The organism is Mycobacterium sp. 4858, assembly GCF_900240975.1.
Classification (GTDB): domain Bacteria; phylum Actinomycetota; class Actinomycetes; order Mycobacteriales; family Mycobacteriaceae; genus Mycobacterium.
Map to the genome: position 1 here is coordinate 922,004 of NZ_LT968776.1, position 17,249 is coordinate 939,252.

Here is a 17,249-nt window from a genome sequence, read left to right on the forward strand (position 1 = left end):
GAAGCAGCTCCCGTCCCGCTGGTCTTGTGCGTCTTGTGCGTCAATGAGATCCTGGCGCCAACGGGCCGGCAATCGCATCCGCCGGTGGCTAGTCGACCACTTCTCCGCTAGGTCAAGGCATTGTCGAGCTGGCTTCGGGAGGTGATACCGAGCTTGGCGAAGACCTTGCGCAGGTGGTACTGGACCGTTTTGGCGCTGATAAACAGCCGGGCTCCGATCTCGGGGTTAGACAGCCCTTCGCGGGCCAGACGGGCTATCTGGGTCTCTTGGGCGGTCAGTTCAACGGTGCTCGTGATGGCTGTGCGCTTGCGGGCGGTTGCACCGATGGCATCCAGTTCGCGCCGCGCCCGCTCCGCGAACCCCGCCATACCCATGGTCTCCAGCATGTGGTGAGCGGTGTGCAGCTGCTCGCGCGCGTCGACGCGTCGGCGTTCCCGGGCGAGCCATTCGCCGTAGATCAGGTGCGCTCGGGCGAGCTCGGTGCGGACACGGCTTTTCCCGAAGTGCGTGATCGCCGCCCGGTAGAGGCGCTCGGCGTTCTCCCCCTCCGCCATCAGTGCGCGCGAGCGCTTTTCCACCCCGAGCGCCCAGTCGGTGCCACTGGCGGCGGTCATCTCGGCCAGCCAACGAATAGCGACGGTCGCGGTCTCGGTCATCCCGCCACGTACGGCCGCCTCCACGAGCTCCGCCGCGGCCCAGTTCGCAATGCCCGGGTATCGCACATCGGGGTACTCCTGATGGTAGAGAGCCAGCTGGGCAGCGGCCATCGCCTCCGGGTAATCGCCAAAGCCGTTGTGCAACACGGCCCTTGTCCACTCGGCGCAGGCCACCCCGATGCCTTCGCCTCGCTTGGACACCTCCGTGTTGGTGGCCTCGATCAGGGCGGACGCCTGCGCTTTCCTGCCGCGCATCGCCGCGAGGCGCATCGCGGTGTAGGGCGCGAGATTGCTCCCCGTCGCCTCCGTGACCGTGGATTGCTCGTCGATCAACGTGCTCGCGGCGGTCAGGTCACCGACCCACAACAGCATCATGGCCCTCGTGCTCAGGGCGAGCGGCAGCTCGTTCAGGGCGCCGACCTTGCGCGCGAGCTGGAGGTAGCGGACCGATAGTGCGTCCCAGCGCGCGTCATCCCACAGGTGCAGGGCCGCTAGGTTGATGAGCCACATCCAGCGCAGTTCCTCGTCCGCCGACATGCCGGCGCCGAACGCCGTCAGCGCGTCCCGCAGGCCGGGCACCGCTGCGGCGTACCCCTCGACGAAGTTGACCGCCAGGCCGTCGAGAAGGACGTCGGGCGCGCGGTGGCCCCGCGGTGGTTGCGGGGCCGCGGCTGCGGCTCGAGCCACTTCGAGAACCCCGCCGCCGCGGCTGGCCAGGCGGCCAGCGAACGCCGCGGCGTTGATGGCGTCGAGGTAGGTCTCCCGGGCGAGACCGGCCTCGATCGGCTCGAATCGCCTCGCGGCCATCAGCAGCAGGCGTGGAGCGTCGCCGCCCCGGCTCGTGGCGAACGCGACTTGAGCCCGCAGAAGGTCGACGCGCGCCCGTTGCAGATCGTCGAGCGGCCCAGCTTTCGCCATCGCCAGCAGGGCCGCCGCCGCATCGAAGGCGCCCGCCTGCACCTTGGTGTGTGCCGCGGCGAGCGCCCGCCCGGCCCGCAGCCCCGGATCGAGCGTCAACCGCGCGGCGCGTTCGAGGAACGCCGCCGCCGCGGCAAGCCCACCCCGCGCCCGTACCTGGTCGGCGCAGTGCTCCAGCTCCTCGGCTATCTCCTCGTCCGGGCCGGGAGCGGCCTCGGCGAGGTGCCAGATCCGGCGGTCGCGATCGAGTGTCGGATCGGTAACTGCCGCGAGTGCGCCGTGGACCACTCGGCGCTCGGCCGGCGACGCCGACCAGTAGGTCGCTGAGCGAGCCAAGGGGTGCCGGAACCGCACCTGGGTGCCGATCTCGGCCAGACCCGCGTCGGCGGCCTCGGCCGCGGCCGAGGCCGCGACGCCAAGCCGCTCCGCGGCACTCCAGACCAGTGCCGGGTCGCCGGTGGGATCGGCCGCTGCGAGCAGAAGCAGGAGTTGGGCCTCGGCGGGCAATGCGGCGTGGCGACGGCGAAAGCTCTCCTCGACGGCACCGGCAAGGGGCGCCGCTGCCGGCAGCCCGAAACCTCCGGCCAGTTCTGCCGAGGTCATGCGGCGAGGCAGCTCCATCAAGGCCAGCGGGTTGCCGCGCGTCTCAGCGACGATTTGATCGCGCACCCGCCCGTCCAACGACCCCGGCAGTGCCGAGTCCAGGAGCGCACGCGCGTCTCCTTTCGGCAGACGGCTGACGACCAGCTCCGGCAGGCCGGCCAATTCCACCCCGGGCACTCGGGTCGCGAAGACAACGCCAACCGCTTCCGCGCCGAGGCGGCGGGCGACGAACGCAAAGATCTGCGACGAGGCGCGGTCCAGCCACTGCTGATCGTCGATCAGGCACAGCAGCGGCTGTTCCTCGGCCACGTCCGACAGCAAGCTCAGGACGGATAGGCCGAGAAGGAACTGGTCCGGCGCCGACCCGGTGCTCACGCCGAATGCGGTCTCCAGGGCTTCTCGCTGCGGCGCTGGTAGGCGCGCCAGTCGATCGAGCATGGGCGCGCAGAGCTGGTGCAACCCGGCGAACGCCAGCTCCATCTCCGACTGAATCCCGGCGGCGTGCACAACCTTGCAGCCCGACGCCTGCCCGGCCAGGTACTCCAAGAGCGCCGTTTTGCCGACACCCGCCTCACCATGCACCACCAGGGCCCGGCTCTCACCGTCGCACACCGCGGCCACCAGTCGACCGAGAGCACCACACTCGGCGTGGCGACCTATCAGCCTCAACTCCGTGCCCTCGCACCGCGACACAGAACCGACGCTATCCGAGCCTCCAGCCCACCGCATACAGCGCGGTTACCCGTCGACGGCGAATCAAAGGAAGCGATCGAGCTGGCTGCGTGAATTGATGTCCAGCTTCGTAAACACTTGCCGCAGGTGGTGTTGAACGGTCCGAGCGCTGATGAATAGCCGCGCGCCGATCTCGGGGTTCGACAGCCCGTCGCGGGCCAACCGCGCGATCTGGGCTTCCTGCGCTGTCAGCTGTTCTCCATCGGCGGAAGCTGTCGTGCGTTTGCGCGCGGTCTCCCCCGTGGCCTGCAGCTCGCGGCCGGCCCGCTCGGCGAAGGCCTCCATTCCCATGGCGTCGAGCATGCCGTGCGCGATTCGCAGCTGCGCCCGAGCATCGGTGCGACGGCGCTCGCGACGCAACCATTCGCCGTACAGCAGATGAGCGCGGGCAAGTTCCGCACGAATGCGGGTGCGCCCGAGCCGCGCGATCGCGTCGAGGTACTGGCGCTCGGCCTCGGCACCATCGGAAAGCAGCGCGCGCGAACGTGCTTGGACACCCAGCGCCCAATCGGTTCCGCAGGCATCCGTCATCTCCCTAAGGCGAGCAAGGGCGTCGGTCGCGATGTCGGCCCTGCCGCAGCGCATCGCTGCCTCGACGAGCTCGACCAGGCACCACGGCGATGTGCCCAGGTCCGCTGGATGTTTGACCGCGCATTGCGCTGCGGCCATCGCCACCTTGTAGTTTCCAATTCCATTGTTGAGCACCGCTTCCGCGCGCTCGCCTACGGCTAACCCGATACCTTCACCGCGGCGTGTAACGTCTTTCGTCGTCGATTCGACGAGCGCAGACACCTCGGCCTGGTCGCCGCGAAATGCGGCCTGCAGCAGGGCGCCGTAAGGCGCGAGCCCGGCGCCGGTCGCCTCGGTCACCACCCGCACTTCCTGCACAAGCGCCTCCGCGGCCGTCAGTTCCCCGGCGAATTGAAGCAATATCGCTCGCATGCTCAAAGCGAGCGGCAGTTCCGTCAACACGCCGGTGGTGCGGGCGACCTCGACGTGCCTCTCCGAGAGCAGCTCCCAGCTCTTGTCATCCCAGAGGTCCAGCGCGGCGATGCTCGCCAGCCAAAAAATGCGCAGCGCCTCGCCCGACGACGCGAGGGCGGCACTGACCGCGCGGCGCAAGATCGGCACCGCCACCGCGTACCGGTCGGTGAAGCGTGCGACGTAGCCGTCGAGCAGCAAGTCGGACGGTCGCGGCATCGGCGGCCGCGGCGATGCCGCGGCGGCGCGGGCCACGTCCACGACCCCGCAATCGGCCGCCAATCGACCGGAGAACATCGCCGCCGACGTTGCTTCCAGATACGTTGCGCGCGAAAGCGCTAAGTTGATTCGTTCGAGCTGTTTGGCGGCCTTCAGCAGCAGCGGCGGCGCATCACTGCCGCGGTTGGTGACGAAGGCCAACTGAGCGCGGACCAGGTCGACGCGTGCACGCTGGAAGTCGTTCAAGGGCCCGGCCTCGGCCCGAGCAATCAAGTCCAGCGCAGCGTCGAATGCCCCCGCTTCGACCTTGGCCGCCGCGGCGTCGAGCGCCCGCTGTGCTCGCTGGGCCGGGTCGACGGTTAAAGCCGTGGCGCGCTCAAGAAAGGCCGCCGCGGCGGCCACGCCACCACGCGCGCGCGCCCGATCGGCGGAACGAAGCAGCTCGGCCGCTACGTGCTCGTCCGGCTTGGCCGTGGCGTGGGCCAGATGCCAGGCGCATCGGTCTGGATCCGACCCCGGATCCGTGACACCGGCGAGGGCCCGGTGGACCCGTTGTCGTCGCAACAGCGACGCCGAGTGGTAAGCCGCCGAACGGGCTAGCGGGTGCCGGAACCACAGCCGCGCGCCGAGCTCCACCAGGCCGGCATCGACCGCGGGCGTCGCGGCGTCGGTGCCGATCCCCAGCTGTGCCGCGGCCGGCCAAATCAACGCCGGATCACCGGTCGGCTCCGCGGCCACAACAAGCAACAGCTCGCGGGTCGAATCTGGCATGGCACTGATGCGCCGACGAAAGCTTTCCTCGACGGTTCCGGAAAGCCTTGCGGCCGTGGGCAGTCCGAATCCGCCCGCCAGTTCCTGGTTACTCAGTCCGCGCGGCAGCTCCACCAATGCCAGTGGATTGCCGTGCGTCTCGGCGACGATCTGCTCGCGCACCTTCGCATCCAACGGCCCGGTCAGCACCGTGTCCAAAAGCGCACGGGCCTCAGGATCCGCCAGACCACCCACCGCGAGGTGTGGCAACCCGGCGAGATCACGGCTCGGAACTCGCGTGGCAAAGACCAATCCGACGGATTCCGCGAGCAGACGCCGAGCCACGAACGAAAGCACCTGAGCGGACGCACGGTCAAGCCACTGCTCGTCATCGACCAGGCAGACCAACGGCCGCTCGTCCGCCGCCTCGGAGAGCATGCTCAAAAATGCCAATCCGACCAGAAACCGGTCCGGTGGCGGTCCGGCGATAATGCCGAACGCCGTCTGCAGCGCCTCACGCTGCAGCCTGGGAAGGCGCTCGAGGTGGTCGAGCAGCGGCCCGCACAGTTGATGCAGCGCAGCGAAGGCTAGTTCCATCTCGGACTGGACACCGGCCGCACGTATCACACTGCAGCGTGAAGCCTTCGCCTCCAAGTAGTCCAGTAGCGCGGACTTCCCAACGCCTGCTTCGCCGTAGATCAGCAGCGCGCGGCTCTCCCCGGCGGATATCGCCTGGACAAGCTGGTCGAGAACCGCCGTTTCGGCTTGCCGGCCGATAAGCTCCACGACTCCGCTTACCCCGCGACCTCAATCGGGATAGGCACGACCCGACGCTATACCACTGCATCGCTGGCCGGTAAACCGTATCCGGTGCGAAGACTCCGCCTTCCTACGGTAGTGGAAGCGGTTTCCCGAACCGGCCTGGTGACCCACCTCCCGGACCTGTTATACCGATTTCCACTTGCGCAGCCACGCCCCTTGTTTCGCGCCCCGTCACCCCGAGAACGTGGGCACGGTGATGCCGCAGCGTTTTCGTCCGGCGTCGCCAACCGGTAGCCGTAACGCCCCGCAACCTCGACGAAGCGCGCCACCTCCCGGGTGGTCGGTGGCGCGGAGCCCACGGGCCGCCCGACCTCACGAAAAAACCGGCCCATGCGCGCTGTCGTGATGATCAAGTCGACGGCGGGTTCGCGCGAGACGTTGCGGTGCGCGTGCGGGACGTCGCCCGGCACCCGAACGTACTCTCCGGCCTGAGCATCGCGCCATTGAAGGCCGCCGCCGACCTCGACAAGTACCTGGTGGCTGCCCGCCAGGATGTAGAAATCCTCGAAGTCGTTGTGACTGTGGAGCGGGACCACCACCCCGGGCGGGATGACCGCGCGCATGACGCACAACTGATCTTCGTCCGGTGGGGTCATGAATTCCACGACGGGTCCGAAGACTTCCAACGCGTCCGGACTGTTAGCTGATGTCAAGCTGTCCTCTCGCTCCCGGCGGCGGAATGGTTCCGCCGCACCACTATCCGACCGCGGCCAATCCGGTCCGCGGGACCTCTTGAGGCGACCACAGCGGTTGCGGCACCTCGACACCGAATGGCGCGTCCCATCGGTTCCGGGACGAAACCTCGTGCACGGGGCGGCGATTGGCTGCCACACCCCACTTTCCCCGCGGGTAGCCGAGCGTCAGCATGGCCGACATCTTCCAGCCTTCCTCGACGGGCACGCCCAGCAACTCGTTGACCTTGTCCCGGAAGTTGTTGAGCACCATCGTCATGACGCCGCCGACGCCCTCGGCACGGGCGGCCAGCAACACACTCCAGATCGCCGGGTAGATGTTGGCGCCGCCCAGGTCGTCGATGGCGAAGACGAAAAGCAACAGGGGAACCTCTTCGAAATGGTCGGCCAGGTAATCCCCCGAGCCCTTGATTCGGCGCATCGTCTCGGCGTGCGCGGCCGGGTCAGCGCCGGGCCCCGGCACTACCATCGGTCCCTGCCCCGTGCGGAAGTTCTCGTATTCGAGGGCGCGGGCCTGGCGGAACAGCTGGGCGAACTCGCGAATCAGGTCCGGATCGTCAACGGCCACAAAGTGCCAGCGTTGCGTGTTGCCGCCGTTGGGCGCGCGAACGGCCGCGTCGAGGATGCGCGCCTGCACGTCCAGCGGAACCGGGTCCGGCCGCAACCGCCGCATCATCCTGGTGGTGTACAGCGCCTCGTGGATCTCCATTTGTCTGCTCCTTTCGGCTATTCGGGCCAGCTGCTGCCGAGAATGAAGTCGACCATGTTCCCCCGCTTGAACGTGGGATCGAAGTGCGCCAGCACGTCGTCGTTCATCGTGCCGAAGGTGGTGTCCGGACGATGCTTCATCCCGTCGTTGAAAGCCGCAAGGATGCGGTTCTTGAAGTCGGGACGTGGGTGGGCGGCGATCACCGCGTCGACGGCGTCCGGGGCCAGGTCGTCGCGGCCCACGCCGACCACGTCGGTCTTGACACCGGCTGCAAGCAAGGCGGTTTCGGGGCAAAGACGTGCGGGAACTTCGGGCGTCGAGTGCAGGGCGATGCCGAGCCACACCTTGTCGGCGTCGGACTTTTCCACGCCGCGCTCGAGCAGGAAATCGCGCGCAGCGTCGGCGCCGTCCATCTCGAAGCGCTGGCTCGAGGAGCCGTAGCGCGCCGTGAGGCCGAGGTCGTGGAACATCGCACCCACGTACAGCAGTTCCGGGTCCGGAACCAGGCCGAGGCGGCGCCCATGCAGCGCGCCGAACAGGAACACGCGCCGGGAATGGTGGAAGAGCACGTCGTCTTCGGCGCCGCGAATGAAGTCGGTTGCGTCCCGGACGACTGCCGTGTCGGGGATGACGATGCCGGCAATGGTTTCGATGGACTGGATTGCCATGATCGCTCCTCCTTCGCTGGCTGCCTCCATCTTGCGACGCGGCACAAACATTCACCGGTGCCGTTCCGGCCGTCTTTCCCACAGAATCTGACATCGGCGGCGTATTCAGGCGGCCGGTCAAGCGGCGAGGATTGCCTTAGCCACCTCGTCGGGGCGGGTGAGCAATCCGTTGTGCGTCCCGGCAACCACGATGGGCCGGACCCCGCCTGATAACCCCAGGGGTTATCACCGTCAGTCATTCCGGGCAGCATCAACGTGATCACCCGGTGACCGCCGCGCGAAGCCGCTCGACGACCGGCCGCCACGACCAGGCTCCGTGCCAGGCACCGGGAATCAGCACGTAAGTCGACATGTGTTCTCAACGCGTCCTTAGGCGCCGTGATCGTGTCGGGTGGCGCTCACGCTCGTGGCCAGATCGCAGGCGTCGTTCTCGCTTCGTTGCATGGTGTCCTTATCTCGTTGATTACAACCGCTTTCGCGGATCCGCAGCATCGTCGACGGGCGGAACAGTTCGCGACATCACCCACCGAGCCGGGCGGCGCCTATTCGGGCCATGAGTTGTCGAGGATGATCTCCACGAAGTTGTCACGCCGGAACGCCGGGTCGAAGTGTTGCAGCACATCCGCATTCACCGTGCCGAACGTGGTGTGCGGGCGGTGCTTCATGCCGTCGTTGAAGGCGGCCAGGATGCGCCGCTTGAAGTCCGGCCGCCGATGGGCGGCCGTCACGGCGGCGATTGCATCGGGAGACAGGTCCTCGCGGCCGATGCCCAGCACGTCGGTTTCGACACCCGCTGTGACCAAGGCGATTTCGGGTTCGAGGAATTCGGGGATGCCGGGCGTGGTGTGCAGCGCGATGCCCAGCCACACCTTGGCGGCGTCGGCCTGGTCGACCCCGCGTTCCAACAGGAAATCACGCGCCGCGTTGGCGCTGTCCACCTCGAAGCGCAGAGTGGAGGTGCGGTAGCGATCGGTGAGTCCCAAATCGTGAAACATCGCCCCGGCGTATAGCAATTCGAGGTCCGGCTGCAGTCCCCGGCGCCGGCCCTGCAGCACACCGAACAGGAATACCCGGCGGGAATGGTCGAAGAGCAGATCGTCTTCGGCGTCGCGTATGTAGTCGGTGACCTCGCGCACCAGCTTGGTGTCCGGGACGACGATGTCGGCGATGGCTTCGATCGGCTGGGTGACCACGATCAACCTCCTGAGTTGGGCGATACTGGCTGTTAGTCTCCGGGCGTCCGGCTGTGAGCACCTGGGGCTTTTGAGCCGTCTTCACCACAGAACGCGACGCGATCGTCAATCGCTAGCCGGTCACCGCGGGCCGGTGCGACATCTTTCCCACAGATTGCGACAATGGGACCGTGGCTGAAGCCGGTGTGCGGTCGCGGGTTGTGGTCATCGTCGTCTTCGACGACGTAACGATGCTGGACGTCGCGGGAGCGGGGGAGGTATTCGCCGAAGCCAACCGATTCGGTGCCGACTATCACATAAAGATCGCATCGGTGGACGGTCGCGACGTCACGACCTCGATCGGCGCCCGGTTGGGCGTCACGGACGCGCTTTCGTCGATCGATTCGGCCGACATCATCATGGTCGCCGGCAGCGACAACCTGCCGCGGCGGGCGATCGATCCCGCGCTTGTCGACGCGGTCAAGTCGGCCGCGGAGCGGACCCGACGACTGGCCTCGATTTGCACGGGCTCGTTCATCCTGGCGCAGGCCGGCCTGCTCAACGGCCGGCGCGCCACCACGCATTGGCACGAAGCCCGGTTGTTCGCCCGCGCTTTTCCCGACGTCGCCGTCGAGCCGGACGCGCTTTTCGTCCGCGACGGCGACGTGTTCACCTCGGCCGGGGTGTCGTCGGGCATCGACCTGGCGCTGGCGCTCGTCGAGATGGATCACGGCACCGAGCTGGTCCGCGAAGTGGCCCGATGGTTGGTTGTCTATCTCAAGCGGGCGGGCGGCCAGTCGCAATTCTCGGTGCTGGTCGAGGCCGAACCCCCGCCCCAGTCCCCGCTGCGCAAGGTCACCGAAGCGATCTCGGCCGACCCGGCGGCCAATCACAGCGTGAAAACGCTTGCGGCGCAGGCCTCGCTGAGTACGCGGCAACTGACCCGGCTGTTCCAGTCCGGATTCGGCACCACGCCGGCCCGCTACGTCGAGATGGTGCGCATCGACGCCGCGCGTGCCGCGCTCGACGCCGGGCGCAGCGTCGCCGACACGGCGCGCCTTGCCGGGTTCGGTAGCACCGAAAGCCTCCGCCGGGTATTCGTCGACCAGCTCGGCGTCTCGCCGAAGGCGTACCGGGACAGATTCCGGACCGCGTCCCGCTGCTGAATGACGGGGAAATACTGATCCGTCATGCACATTGATGTGATGGCGGTCCCGCAGCCGCTGGACAGGGCGGTGACTTGGCCCGCGCAGCACCTCCATCGCGGCGGCCACCGCATGGGAGCTTCAAGAAGCGACCGGCGGGAACTTCCGGCTCGATCTCGGCGGACTATCGGCGATGTATGGCATTTGATCTCTTGCCCTCGCTTACGCCGGGAAGTGGAATGGCGGTGAAAACGCCATCGGGGTCGTAGTGTTTCTTGGCGGCGACGAGTCGAATGGCGTTCTCGCCGTAAGCATTTGCGATCTGCTCATGGTCGCCGGGCACGAGCAGGTTGGCGTAGCCGCCGGGAAGCGCGTGTGGGGCAAGTGCGGCCGAGGCCGCGTCGGCCCAGGCGCGATGACGGACGCTGTCCCCGCCCTCCCAGCCGGCGATGATCTCGACGACGAAATGTGGGCGGCGGTTCGCGAACGCGGTCTGGTCCGGGGCGACGAGGGTCGACGCGCCATGACAGTGATGGATGGAGATGCCGCTGCGCGGCGGGGTCAGTGTCCGGCCGATCTCGAGGAGCGCGTCGATGACCTCCGGTGTGTAGCCCGCGATCGTGCGAGTGTTGATCGCCCAGCACTGTCCACGGACATCCCATGCGTCGAATAGGCTCAGCCATTCGCGGTACGTCATGGGCGCGACCTGACCGCTCAGCGGCGTTCCGAGTTTAGTGAGCACGTCGACGGCGGCTTGGCCTGAAAGAAGATCGCCGCTCCAGGCCGGGGCTAGAAAAACGGCCGGATTTCCGTCCGGGCCCGACATCAGTCCACTCAGCACGGTCCACTCATCCGGTGCCGTCGACAACACCTCATCCAGCCCACGCCACACCGTCGCGCCCTGCGACCACGGAAACAGGATCATTCCGCCGATCAACCGGTCGAGCGGATGCAATTGCACCCGCATGGAAGTGACCACGCCGAAGTTGCCGCCACCACCGCGCAGCGCCCAGAAAAGCTCCGGCTCATGAGTCGCGTCGGCCTTCACGATCCGACCATCCGCCAGCACAACCTCGGCGCCGAGCAGGTTGTCTGATGCAAGGCCGAACCGCCCGTTGAGCGGCCCGTAGCCCCCGCCGAGTGTCAGGCCGGTGATGCCAACGCCGCCGCAGTTGCCGGTAGCGGCGACCAGCCCGTACGGCGCGACCGCGTCGATCAGGTCGGCGGCGATGACACCCCCACCCACTGTTGCGACCCGGGCCCCGCTATCGACGGTGACACTTCGCATCCCGGACATGTCGATCACCAGACCGCCGTCGCATACAGCGCGACCCGCCCAGTCGTGGCCGCCGCCGAGCACCGACAGCCGCATCCCTCGGTCACGCGCCACACGGATGGTTTGCTGTACGTCGCCCGGTGACTCGGCCCGCACGATCAAAGCCGGACGATGTTGCACCGCCCCGTTCCAGATCAACGGCACACCGTCGGCGGCCGCGCCTATTGCATCGGTCGTACTCATTTGGCTCCTACGGTTGGACGATGACGTCGAGCAAGAACGTCTGTCCGGACGCGACGGCTTCGAGGGCGCGCTTCACCGCCCCGGCCAGCTCGTCGGGTTTCTGCACGCGTTCACCCGTGCCGCCGTAGGCTTCGGCCTGCTTCACGTAGTCGGGCATTGGCTCAATGACGTTGCCGACGAAGTTCGCTTCGCGGACCGCGGCGCTATCGGGGTAGTACTTGAGGAGATTCCGGGTCTGGGATGCGTACTGCCGGTTGTTGCACAGCACGATGAACAGCGGGGCGCCGTGTTCCTCTGCGAATCCGAGGGCAGCCGGAACGGGATTGTAGTGCCACGCCCCGTCGCCGACGATGCAGACGACCGGCTGACCGGGGCGCGCCAGTTTGACGCCGAGCGCGGTGCCCAGCCCGGTGCCCAGCGCCCCGGCCCATCCGCGATACTGCTGGAAAGGCTTGCGGGCGTATAGGAACTGAATCATCTGCGGCACTTGAGACGTGATCTCATCGACACATATCGCGTCCTCGGGCAGCGCATCGTGCAACGCGCCGAACAAGCTGGCTGCTGGCACGAAATCGGTTGCCTGCGAGGCCAATTGGCGGGCCTCTTCGATGCCGTGGGCGCGGATGCTCTGCGTAAAGCCGGCCCACCGCTCGCCGGCCTCGACCCGTGCAGCCGACCGCGTTCGCAGATTGGACGCGAGGCCAGCCAGGTTGAGCGAGAGGTCGCCCGCGACCGCCTCGGTGGTGGGGTATCCCCAGTAGGCGGCTCGCGGGCGCAGCGGGTCTTGCTCGAGGTGGATGACGGCGCATCCTGGGCGTAACACCGCATTTGGCGGGTGCCATAGTCCGTTGCAGCCGGCCAGGAGTACGGCGTCGGCTTCGCCCAACACCGCTTCCACCGGCCCCGCCCCGTACAGCGGATGCGACCGCGGGAAGTTGTGATAGGCGGGATTCCAGAATTCGAATACGGGCGCCGACAGTGCCTCGGCAATTTCTTTTAGGGCGTTGCGGTCAGCGTCGGTGCGCCCGCCGTGTTCGGTGATGATGACGGGATTGGTGGCGCCCACGAGAATTTCGGCCACTCGGTCGATATGTTCTGGTGTCGCGACAATCGGCGCCGGGGAAACCCAGGCGGGGACTTCAGGGTGACCGTCGGCCATCAACAACTGAAATGGAACCTCGAGCAACGTTGGTCCCGTTGGGACGGACTCGGCGATGAAGCAGGCGCGCCGGAGTTCATGAACCAGATCCGAAGGCGTGCGTGCGCGCTTCGCCCACTTGACGACGACTTCGCCATGGCGGGCCGGGCCAGCATGGTCAGTGAGCAGTGAGGGCCATTCGGCACCAGGATCCCCGTCGGGGTCATCGCCATAGCTCAGCGTGTCGGGCGACAGCACCGTCATCGGTGTGCGCTCCTGCAGCGCGGTGCTCAGCGCCATCGACGCGTTTTGAACTCCCAGTGATGTCGGCAAGAAGACGATCTGGCTTCGGCCGGTGGCCTTGTAGTAGCCCGATGCCAGGCTTACCGCAAGCAACTCATGACGACATCGGAAGTAGCGCAGCGTCATGTCATCGGCCCGCCGGGCAAGCGCTTCCCACACCGGCGCCATCACGGCGATGGGAGAGGCGAAAATGCAGTCCACGCCCTGAGATTGCAGCTGCGCCAGTAATACTTCCGCGCCGTTCTTGGCCGCATCTCCCGTCACACTTGTGACGTTAAGAAGCGACGGGGGCCACGGCCAGCCCGTGCCCACTCAGTGGGTTTTCCCGCCGGTCACCCTTTCACGGCGTGCGAAGGAGGCTGACGATGCGGGTCCCGGTCGCCCTGGTGGCAGCCAGCAGTCCGAGCGGAGGGCGCCGTTGGGCGATGACAGTCGACACGGCTGCCGCCGCATTGCCGCCGAGAGGAATCGCTACGGCAACACAGCTGAGATTCGCGTGTACGCCGCCGGCATCCACTATTGGTGCGGCACGGCCTAATTCGGCATAGGCGCGCGCCGCCGCGGTGCCCGACGGTACCTTGGCTCCGGGTTCGGCTGTGAATCCCACCGGTACGCGGGCGTCCACCGCGTCCAGGAACACCGGTTCCCCGCCGATCACCGCAGACAACTGAACCGCAGCCCCCGTGGCGGTCGCGAGTTCGGCGATCGGTCGCCGGGCGACCACGCGCAATTGCCGCTCCGGGCTCACCCGCGAACCCAACCCCAACAAGCTCGCGCCGAGTCGGTAGCGGGTACCGTCACGCCTGACCGCCCCGACGGCGATCAACTGCTGCAGCAGTCGACGGACCGTCTCCCGCGGGATCCCGCTCGCATTCGCCAACTCAAGCAGCCGCACCGGTTCCAACGCACCCACGTGTTCCAGCAGTTCAAATGCGCTCTCGATGACGCCGCGACCGTCGTGGCGAAACGAGCCGCCCGTCGCGCCCGCATGCCTACCCCCGGCCATAGACTCGGTCATCCGATCCGTTTCGGACTGGCCCACCATCGACTCCTTTAGCCTGCCGTTGCCGGCAACGAGATCACGCCCCGCAATAGCAACGCACGAACACGTCCGATCTATGCCGAGTGCCGAGAAACCAATATCTGTTTGTCTGGCCAGGTAGTCAGTTAACGCAGGGCGGCTCAGCAGACCACGAAGGCAAGCTATTTGGTGTTGTTGTACTTGGTGATCGCGTCGTCCAACCGCTGCAGCGCGGCCCCGTAGCCGGCGAAGTCGCCCTTCTTCTGCGCGTCCTTGGCCGCGCCCAGCGCCGCCTGAATCTCTTGCAGCGCGGCGGCTTTGGCCGGCGACAGGGTCACCGACCCGTCCGGCACCGGCGGAACAGCCGCCACCGGCGGCGGCGCACCCGGTGCTGCGGCCGGCGGGGGCGGCTGTTCCGCCGGTGCCGGACGGGTCGGTGACCTGAATGTTCGTGGCGGCCGCGCCCGCGCCGGGACCGAACAATCCGGTCAGCGCGTCGCGCACGGTCGGGCCGTAGCCGATCTTGTCGTTGTACATCATCGCCACCCGGATCAGCCGCGGATACGACGACGCGGCGTCGCTGGCCCCCGGGGAGGCGTACACCGGCTCGACGTACAGCAGGCCACCCTGCCCCACCGGCAGGGTGAGCAGGTTGCCCCAGCGGATCCGGTTCTGGTTGTCGCGCCCGATCACGCCGAGGTCCTGGGACACCGCCGGATCGGTGGTGATCGCGTTGTTGGCCAGCTTGGGCCCGTTGACCTGGCCCGGGATGGTCAGCACGGTGATCCTGCCGTAGGTCGCCGGGTCGGAGCTGGCGCTGATGTAGGCCGCCAGATAGTCACGCTTGAACCTGTTCATCGCGCTGGTCAGCTGATACGAAGACGAATTGTCGTTCTTGGCAATGTTTTTCGCCACGATGTAATACGGCGGCTGATAGCTGCTGGCGGTCGGGTTCGGGTCCAGCGGCACATCCCAGAAGTCCGAGGTGGAGAAGAACGTCACCGGATCGTTGACGTGGTATTTGGCCAGCAGCATCCGCTGCACCTTGAACAGGTCCTCGGGATAGCGCAGGTGCTCGGCCAGCTCGGGGGTGATGTCGCTCTTGGGCTTGACCGTGCCGGGGAAGACCTGCATCCACGCCTTGAGCACCGGATCCTGCTCGTCCTGCTGATACAGCGTGACGGTGCCGTCATAGGCGTCCACCGTGGCCTTCACCGAGTTGCGGATGTAGGAGACGTCCTTATTGGGGGCCAGCTTGTTGAAGGCCACCTCGTTGGAGTCGGCGGTGGCCGATTCCAACGAGGTCAGTTCGGAATACGGGTAGTTGTCCAGGGTCGTGTAGCCGTCGATGATCCACACCAGTCGCTTGTTGACGATCGCCGGGTACACCGAGCTGTCGGTGGTCAGCCAGGGCGCCACCGCCTCCACCCGGCGGGCCGGGTCGCGGTTGAACAGGATCCGGCTGTTGGAGCCGATCACGTTGGAGAACAGGAAGTTTCGCTCTGCGAACTTGGCGGCGAACACGCTGCGCGACAGCCAGTCGCCGACGGGCACTCCCCCGAGCCCGGTGTAGGTGTAGTTCTTGGTGTCGGCGCTGGTCTCGTAGTCGTACTCGCGGTCGGCACCGTTGCGTCCGACGATCGCGTAGTCGGCCGACGTGTTGGAGATGACCGGGCCGTAGTAGATGCGCGGCTGGTCGAGCTGCGCCGGGCCGTCGGACACCACGTTGCCGTTGGCGCCCACGACGTTGACCAGGAATTCGGGATAGCCGCCGTTCTGGTTGGGGTCGTTGGCGATTCCGCGCACCGTGTTGGCCGGCGAGGCGATGAACCCGTTGCCGTGGGTGTATACGGTGTGCCGGTTGATCCAGTCCCGCTGGTTGTCGATCAGCCGGTCGGGGTTGAGTTCGCGGGCCGCGACGACGTAGTCGCGCAGCGAGCCGTTGCGGTCGACGTACCGGTCGATGGACAGCTGGTCGGGGAAATAGTAGAAGTTCTTGCCCTGCTGGAACTGCGTGAACGCCGGGCTGACGATCGTCGGGTCGAGCAGCCGGATGTTGGAGGTGGTCGCCCGGTCGTCGGCCACCTGCTGGGCAGTGGCCTGGGTGTCGCCGGCGTAGGTGCGATAGGTCACCACGTCCGAGGTCAAGCCATACGCCTGCCGCGTCGCGGTGATGCTGCGGCCGATGTACTCGCTTTCCTTCTGCGCGGCATTGGGTTTGACGCTGATCTGCTCGACGATCAGCGGCCACCCGGCGCCAACGATCAGCGACGACAGCAGCAACAACACCAGGCCGATCGCGGGAATCCGCAAGTCGCGCAGGACGATCGCGGAGAAGACCGCGCCCGCGCAGATCAACGCGATCGCCATCAGGATCAGCTTCGCCGGCAGCACCGCGTTGATGTCGGTGTACCCGGCGCCGGTGAAGGGCTTCCCGCCGCGGGTGTGGGACAACAGCTCGTAGCGGTCCAGCCAGTACGCGACCGCCTTGAGCACCACCAACAACCCCACCAGGGTGACCAGCTGGATGCGGGCCGAGCGGCTCAGCGCGCCGGTGCGGCCCGACAGCCGGATGCCGCCAAAGATGTAGTGCGTCAACAGGTTGGCCACGAAGGCCAGGAATACGGCGACGAACAGGTAGCTGAGCAGCAGCCGGTAGAACGGCAGGTCGAACGCGTAGAAGCCGAGATCCTTGCCGAACTGTGGGTCCCGGATGCCGAAGTCCCCGCCGTGCATGAACAGTTGGATTCGCACCCAATAGCTTTGCGCGACGATGCCGGCCAGCAGGCCGATCGCGATCGGCACCCCGATGCCGACCAGCCGCAACCTCGACAGGACGACGGCGCGGTAGCGGGCCACCGGGTCGTTGTCGTTGCTCGGCACGAACACCGGGCGGGTGCGGTAGCCCACCGCCAGACCGGCGAACACGATCCCGCCCACCAGCAGACCGGCCACCAGGAAGACCACGAAACGGGTGACCAGCACGGTCGTGAACACCGAGCGGTAGCCCAGCTCGCCGAACCACAGCCAGTCCACATACGCGTCGATCAGCCGCGGACCGGCGAGCAGCAAAGCGATCACACCGAGTGCGATCAGGATCAGAATCCGGCTACGCCGGGTCAGCTTCGGCATCCGTGCGGTGGGCCGCATCCCCACTGGCTACGCTCCCTGCTCGATTGATCGACGGTGACAACTCTACGC

10 protein-coding genes are annotated in these 17,249 nt (G+C 67.0%); 1 reads left to right on the top strand and 9 read right to left on the bottom strand.

From position 1 onward, the window contains the following. Nucleotides 1-107: 107 nt before the first annotated feature. From C1737_RS12835 to C1737_RS12860, 6 genes are all read right to left on the bottom strand, one after another. Nucleotides 108-2,906, bottom strand: coding sequence for a LuxR family transcriptional regulator (locus tag C1737_RS12835; RefSeq protein WP_102418576.1), 2,799 nt, complete (start codon nt 2,904-2,906; stop codon nt 108-110). A 27-nt stretch (nt 2,907-2,933) separates the two neighbouring features. Next, nucleotides 2,934-5,645, bottom strand: a complete 2,712-nt coding sequence (locus C1737_RS12840) for an AAA family ATPase (protein ID WP_199182833.1) — start codon at nt 5,643-5,645, stop codon at nt 2,934-2,936. Nucleotides 5,646-5,692: 47 nt separating this feature from the next. Next, complete coding sequence (locus tag C1737_RS12845; RefSeq protein ID WP_369807560.1) at nt 5,693-6,277, bottom strand: cupin domain-containing protein; 585 nt, start codon at nt 6,275-6,277, stop codon at nt 5,693-5,695. 100 nt (nt 6,278-6,377) lie between these two features. Next, nucleotides 6,378-7,082: a nitroreductase family protein gene (locus C1737_RS12850; protein ID WP_102418578.1), complete on the bottom strand. Its 705-nt coding sequence runs from the start codon at nt 7,080-7,082 to the stop codon at nt 6,378-6,380. A 17-nt stretch (nt 7,083-7,099) separates the two neighbouring features. Next, nucleotides 7,100-7,750 (bottom strand): HD domain-containing protein, encoded by a 651-nt coding sequence (locus C1737_RS12855; protein WP_068011544.1) that lies wholly within the window; start codon nt 7,748-7,750, stop codon nt 7,100-7,102. Nucleotides 7,751-8,292: 542 nt separating this feature from the next. Then, nucleotides 8,293-8,943 carry an HD domain-containing protein gene (locus C1737_RS12860; RefSeq protein WP_102419926.1) on the bottom strand — a complete coding sequence of 217 codons (651 nt, stop codon included), beginning with the start codon at nt 8,941-8,943 and terminating at the stop codon, nt 8,293-8,295. A gap of 230 nt (nt 8,944-9,173) precedes the next feature. Here C1737_RS12860 and C1737_RS12865 point away from each other — a divergent pair, with 230 nt between their 5' ends. Next, a complete protein-coding gene (locus tag C1737_RS12865; protein WP_233214831.1) occupies nt 9,174-10,088 on the top strand; it encodes a GlxA family transcriptional regulator in 915 nt (304 codons plus the stop codon). 163 nt (nt 10,089-10,251) lie between these two features. Here the strand turns inward: C1737_RS12865 and C1737_RS12870 are convergent, their stop codons facing one another. From C1737_RS12870 to C1737_RS12885, 3 genes are all read right to left on the bottom strand, one after another. Beyond that, nucleotides 10,252-11,499 carry an FAD-dependent oxidoreductase gene (locus C1737_RS12870; RefSeq protein WP_233214832.1) on the bottom strand — a complete coding sequence of 416 codons (1,248 nt, stop codon included), beginning with the start codon at nt 11,497-11,499 and terminating at the stop codon, nt 10,252-10,254. Between the two features lie 94 nt (nt 11,500-11,593). Beyond that, nucleotides 11,594-13,291 (bottom strand): thiamine pyrophosphate-dependent enzyme, encoded by a 1,698-nt coding sequence (locus C1737_RS12875; protein WP_158243967.1) that lies wholly within the window; start codon nt 13,289-13,291, stop codon nt 11,594-11,596. 76 nt (nt 13,292-13,367) lie between these two features. Beyond that, nucleotides 13,368-17,198, bottom strand: a complete 3,831-nt coding sequence (locus tag C1737_RS12885) for a UPF0182 family protein (RefSeq protein ID WP_233214748.1) — start codon at nt 17,196-17,198, stop codon at nt 13,368-13,370. Nucleotides 17,199-17,249 lie beyond the last annotated feature (51 nt).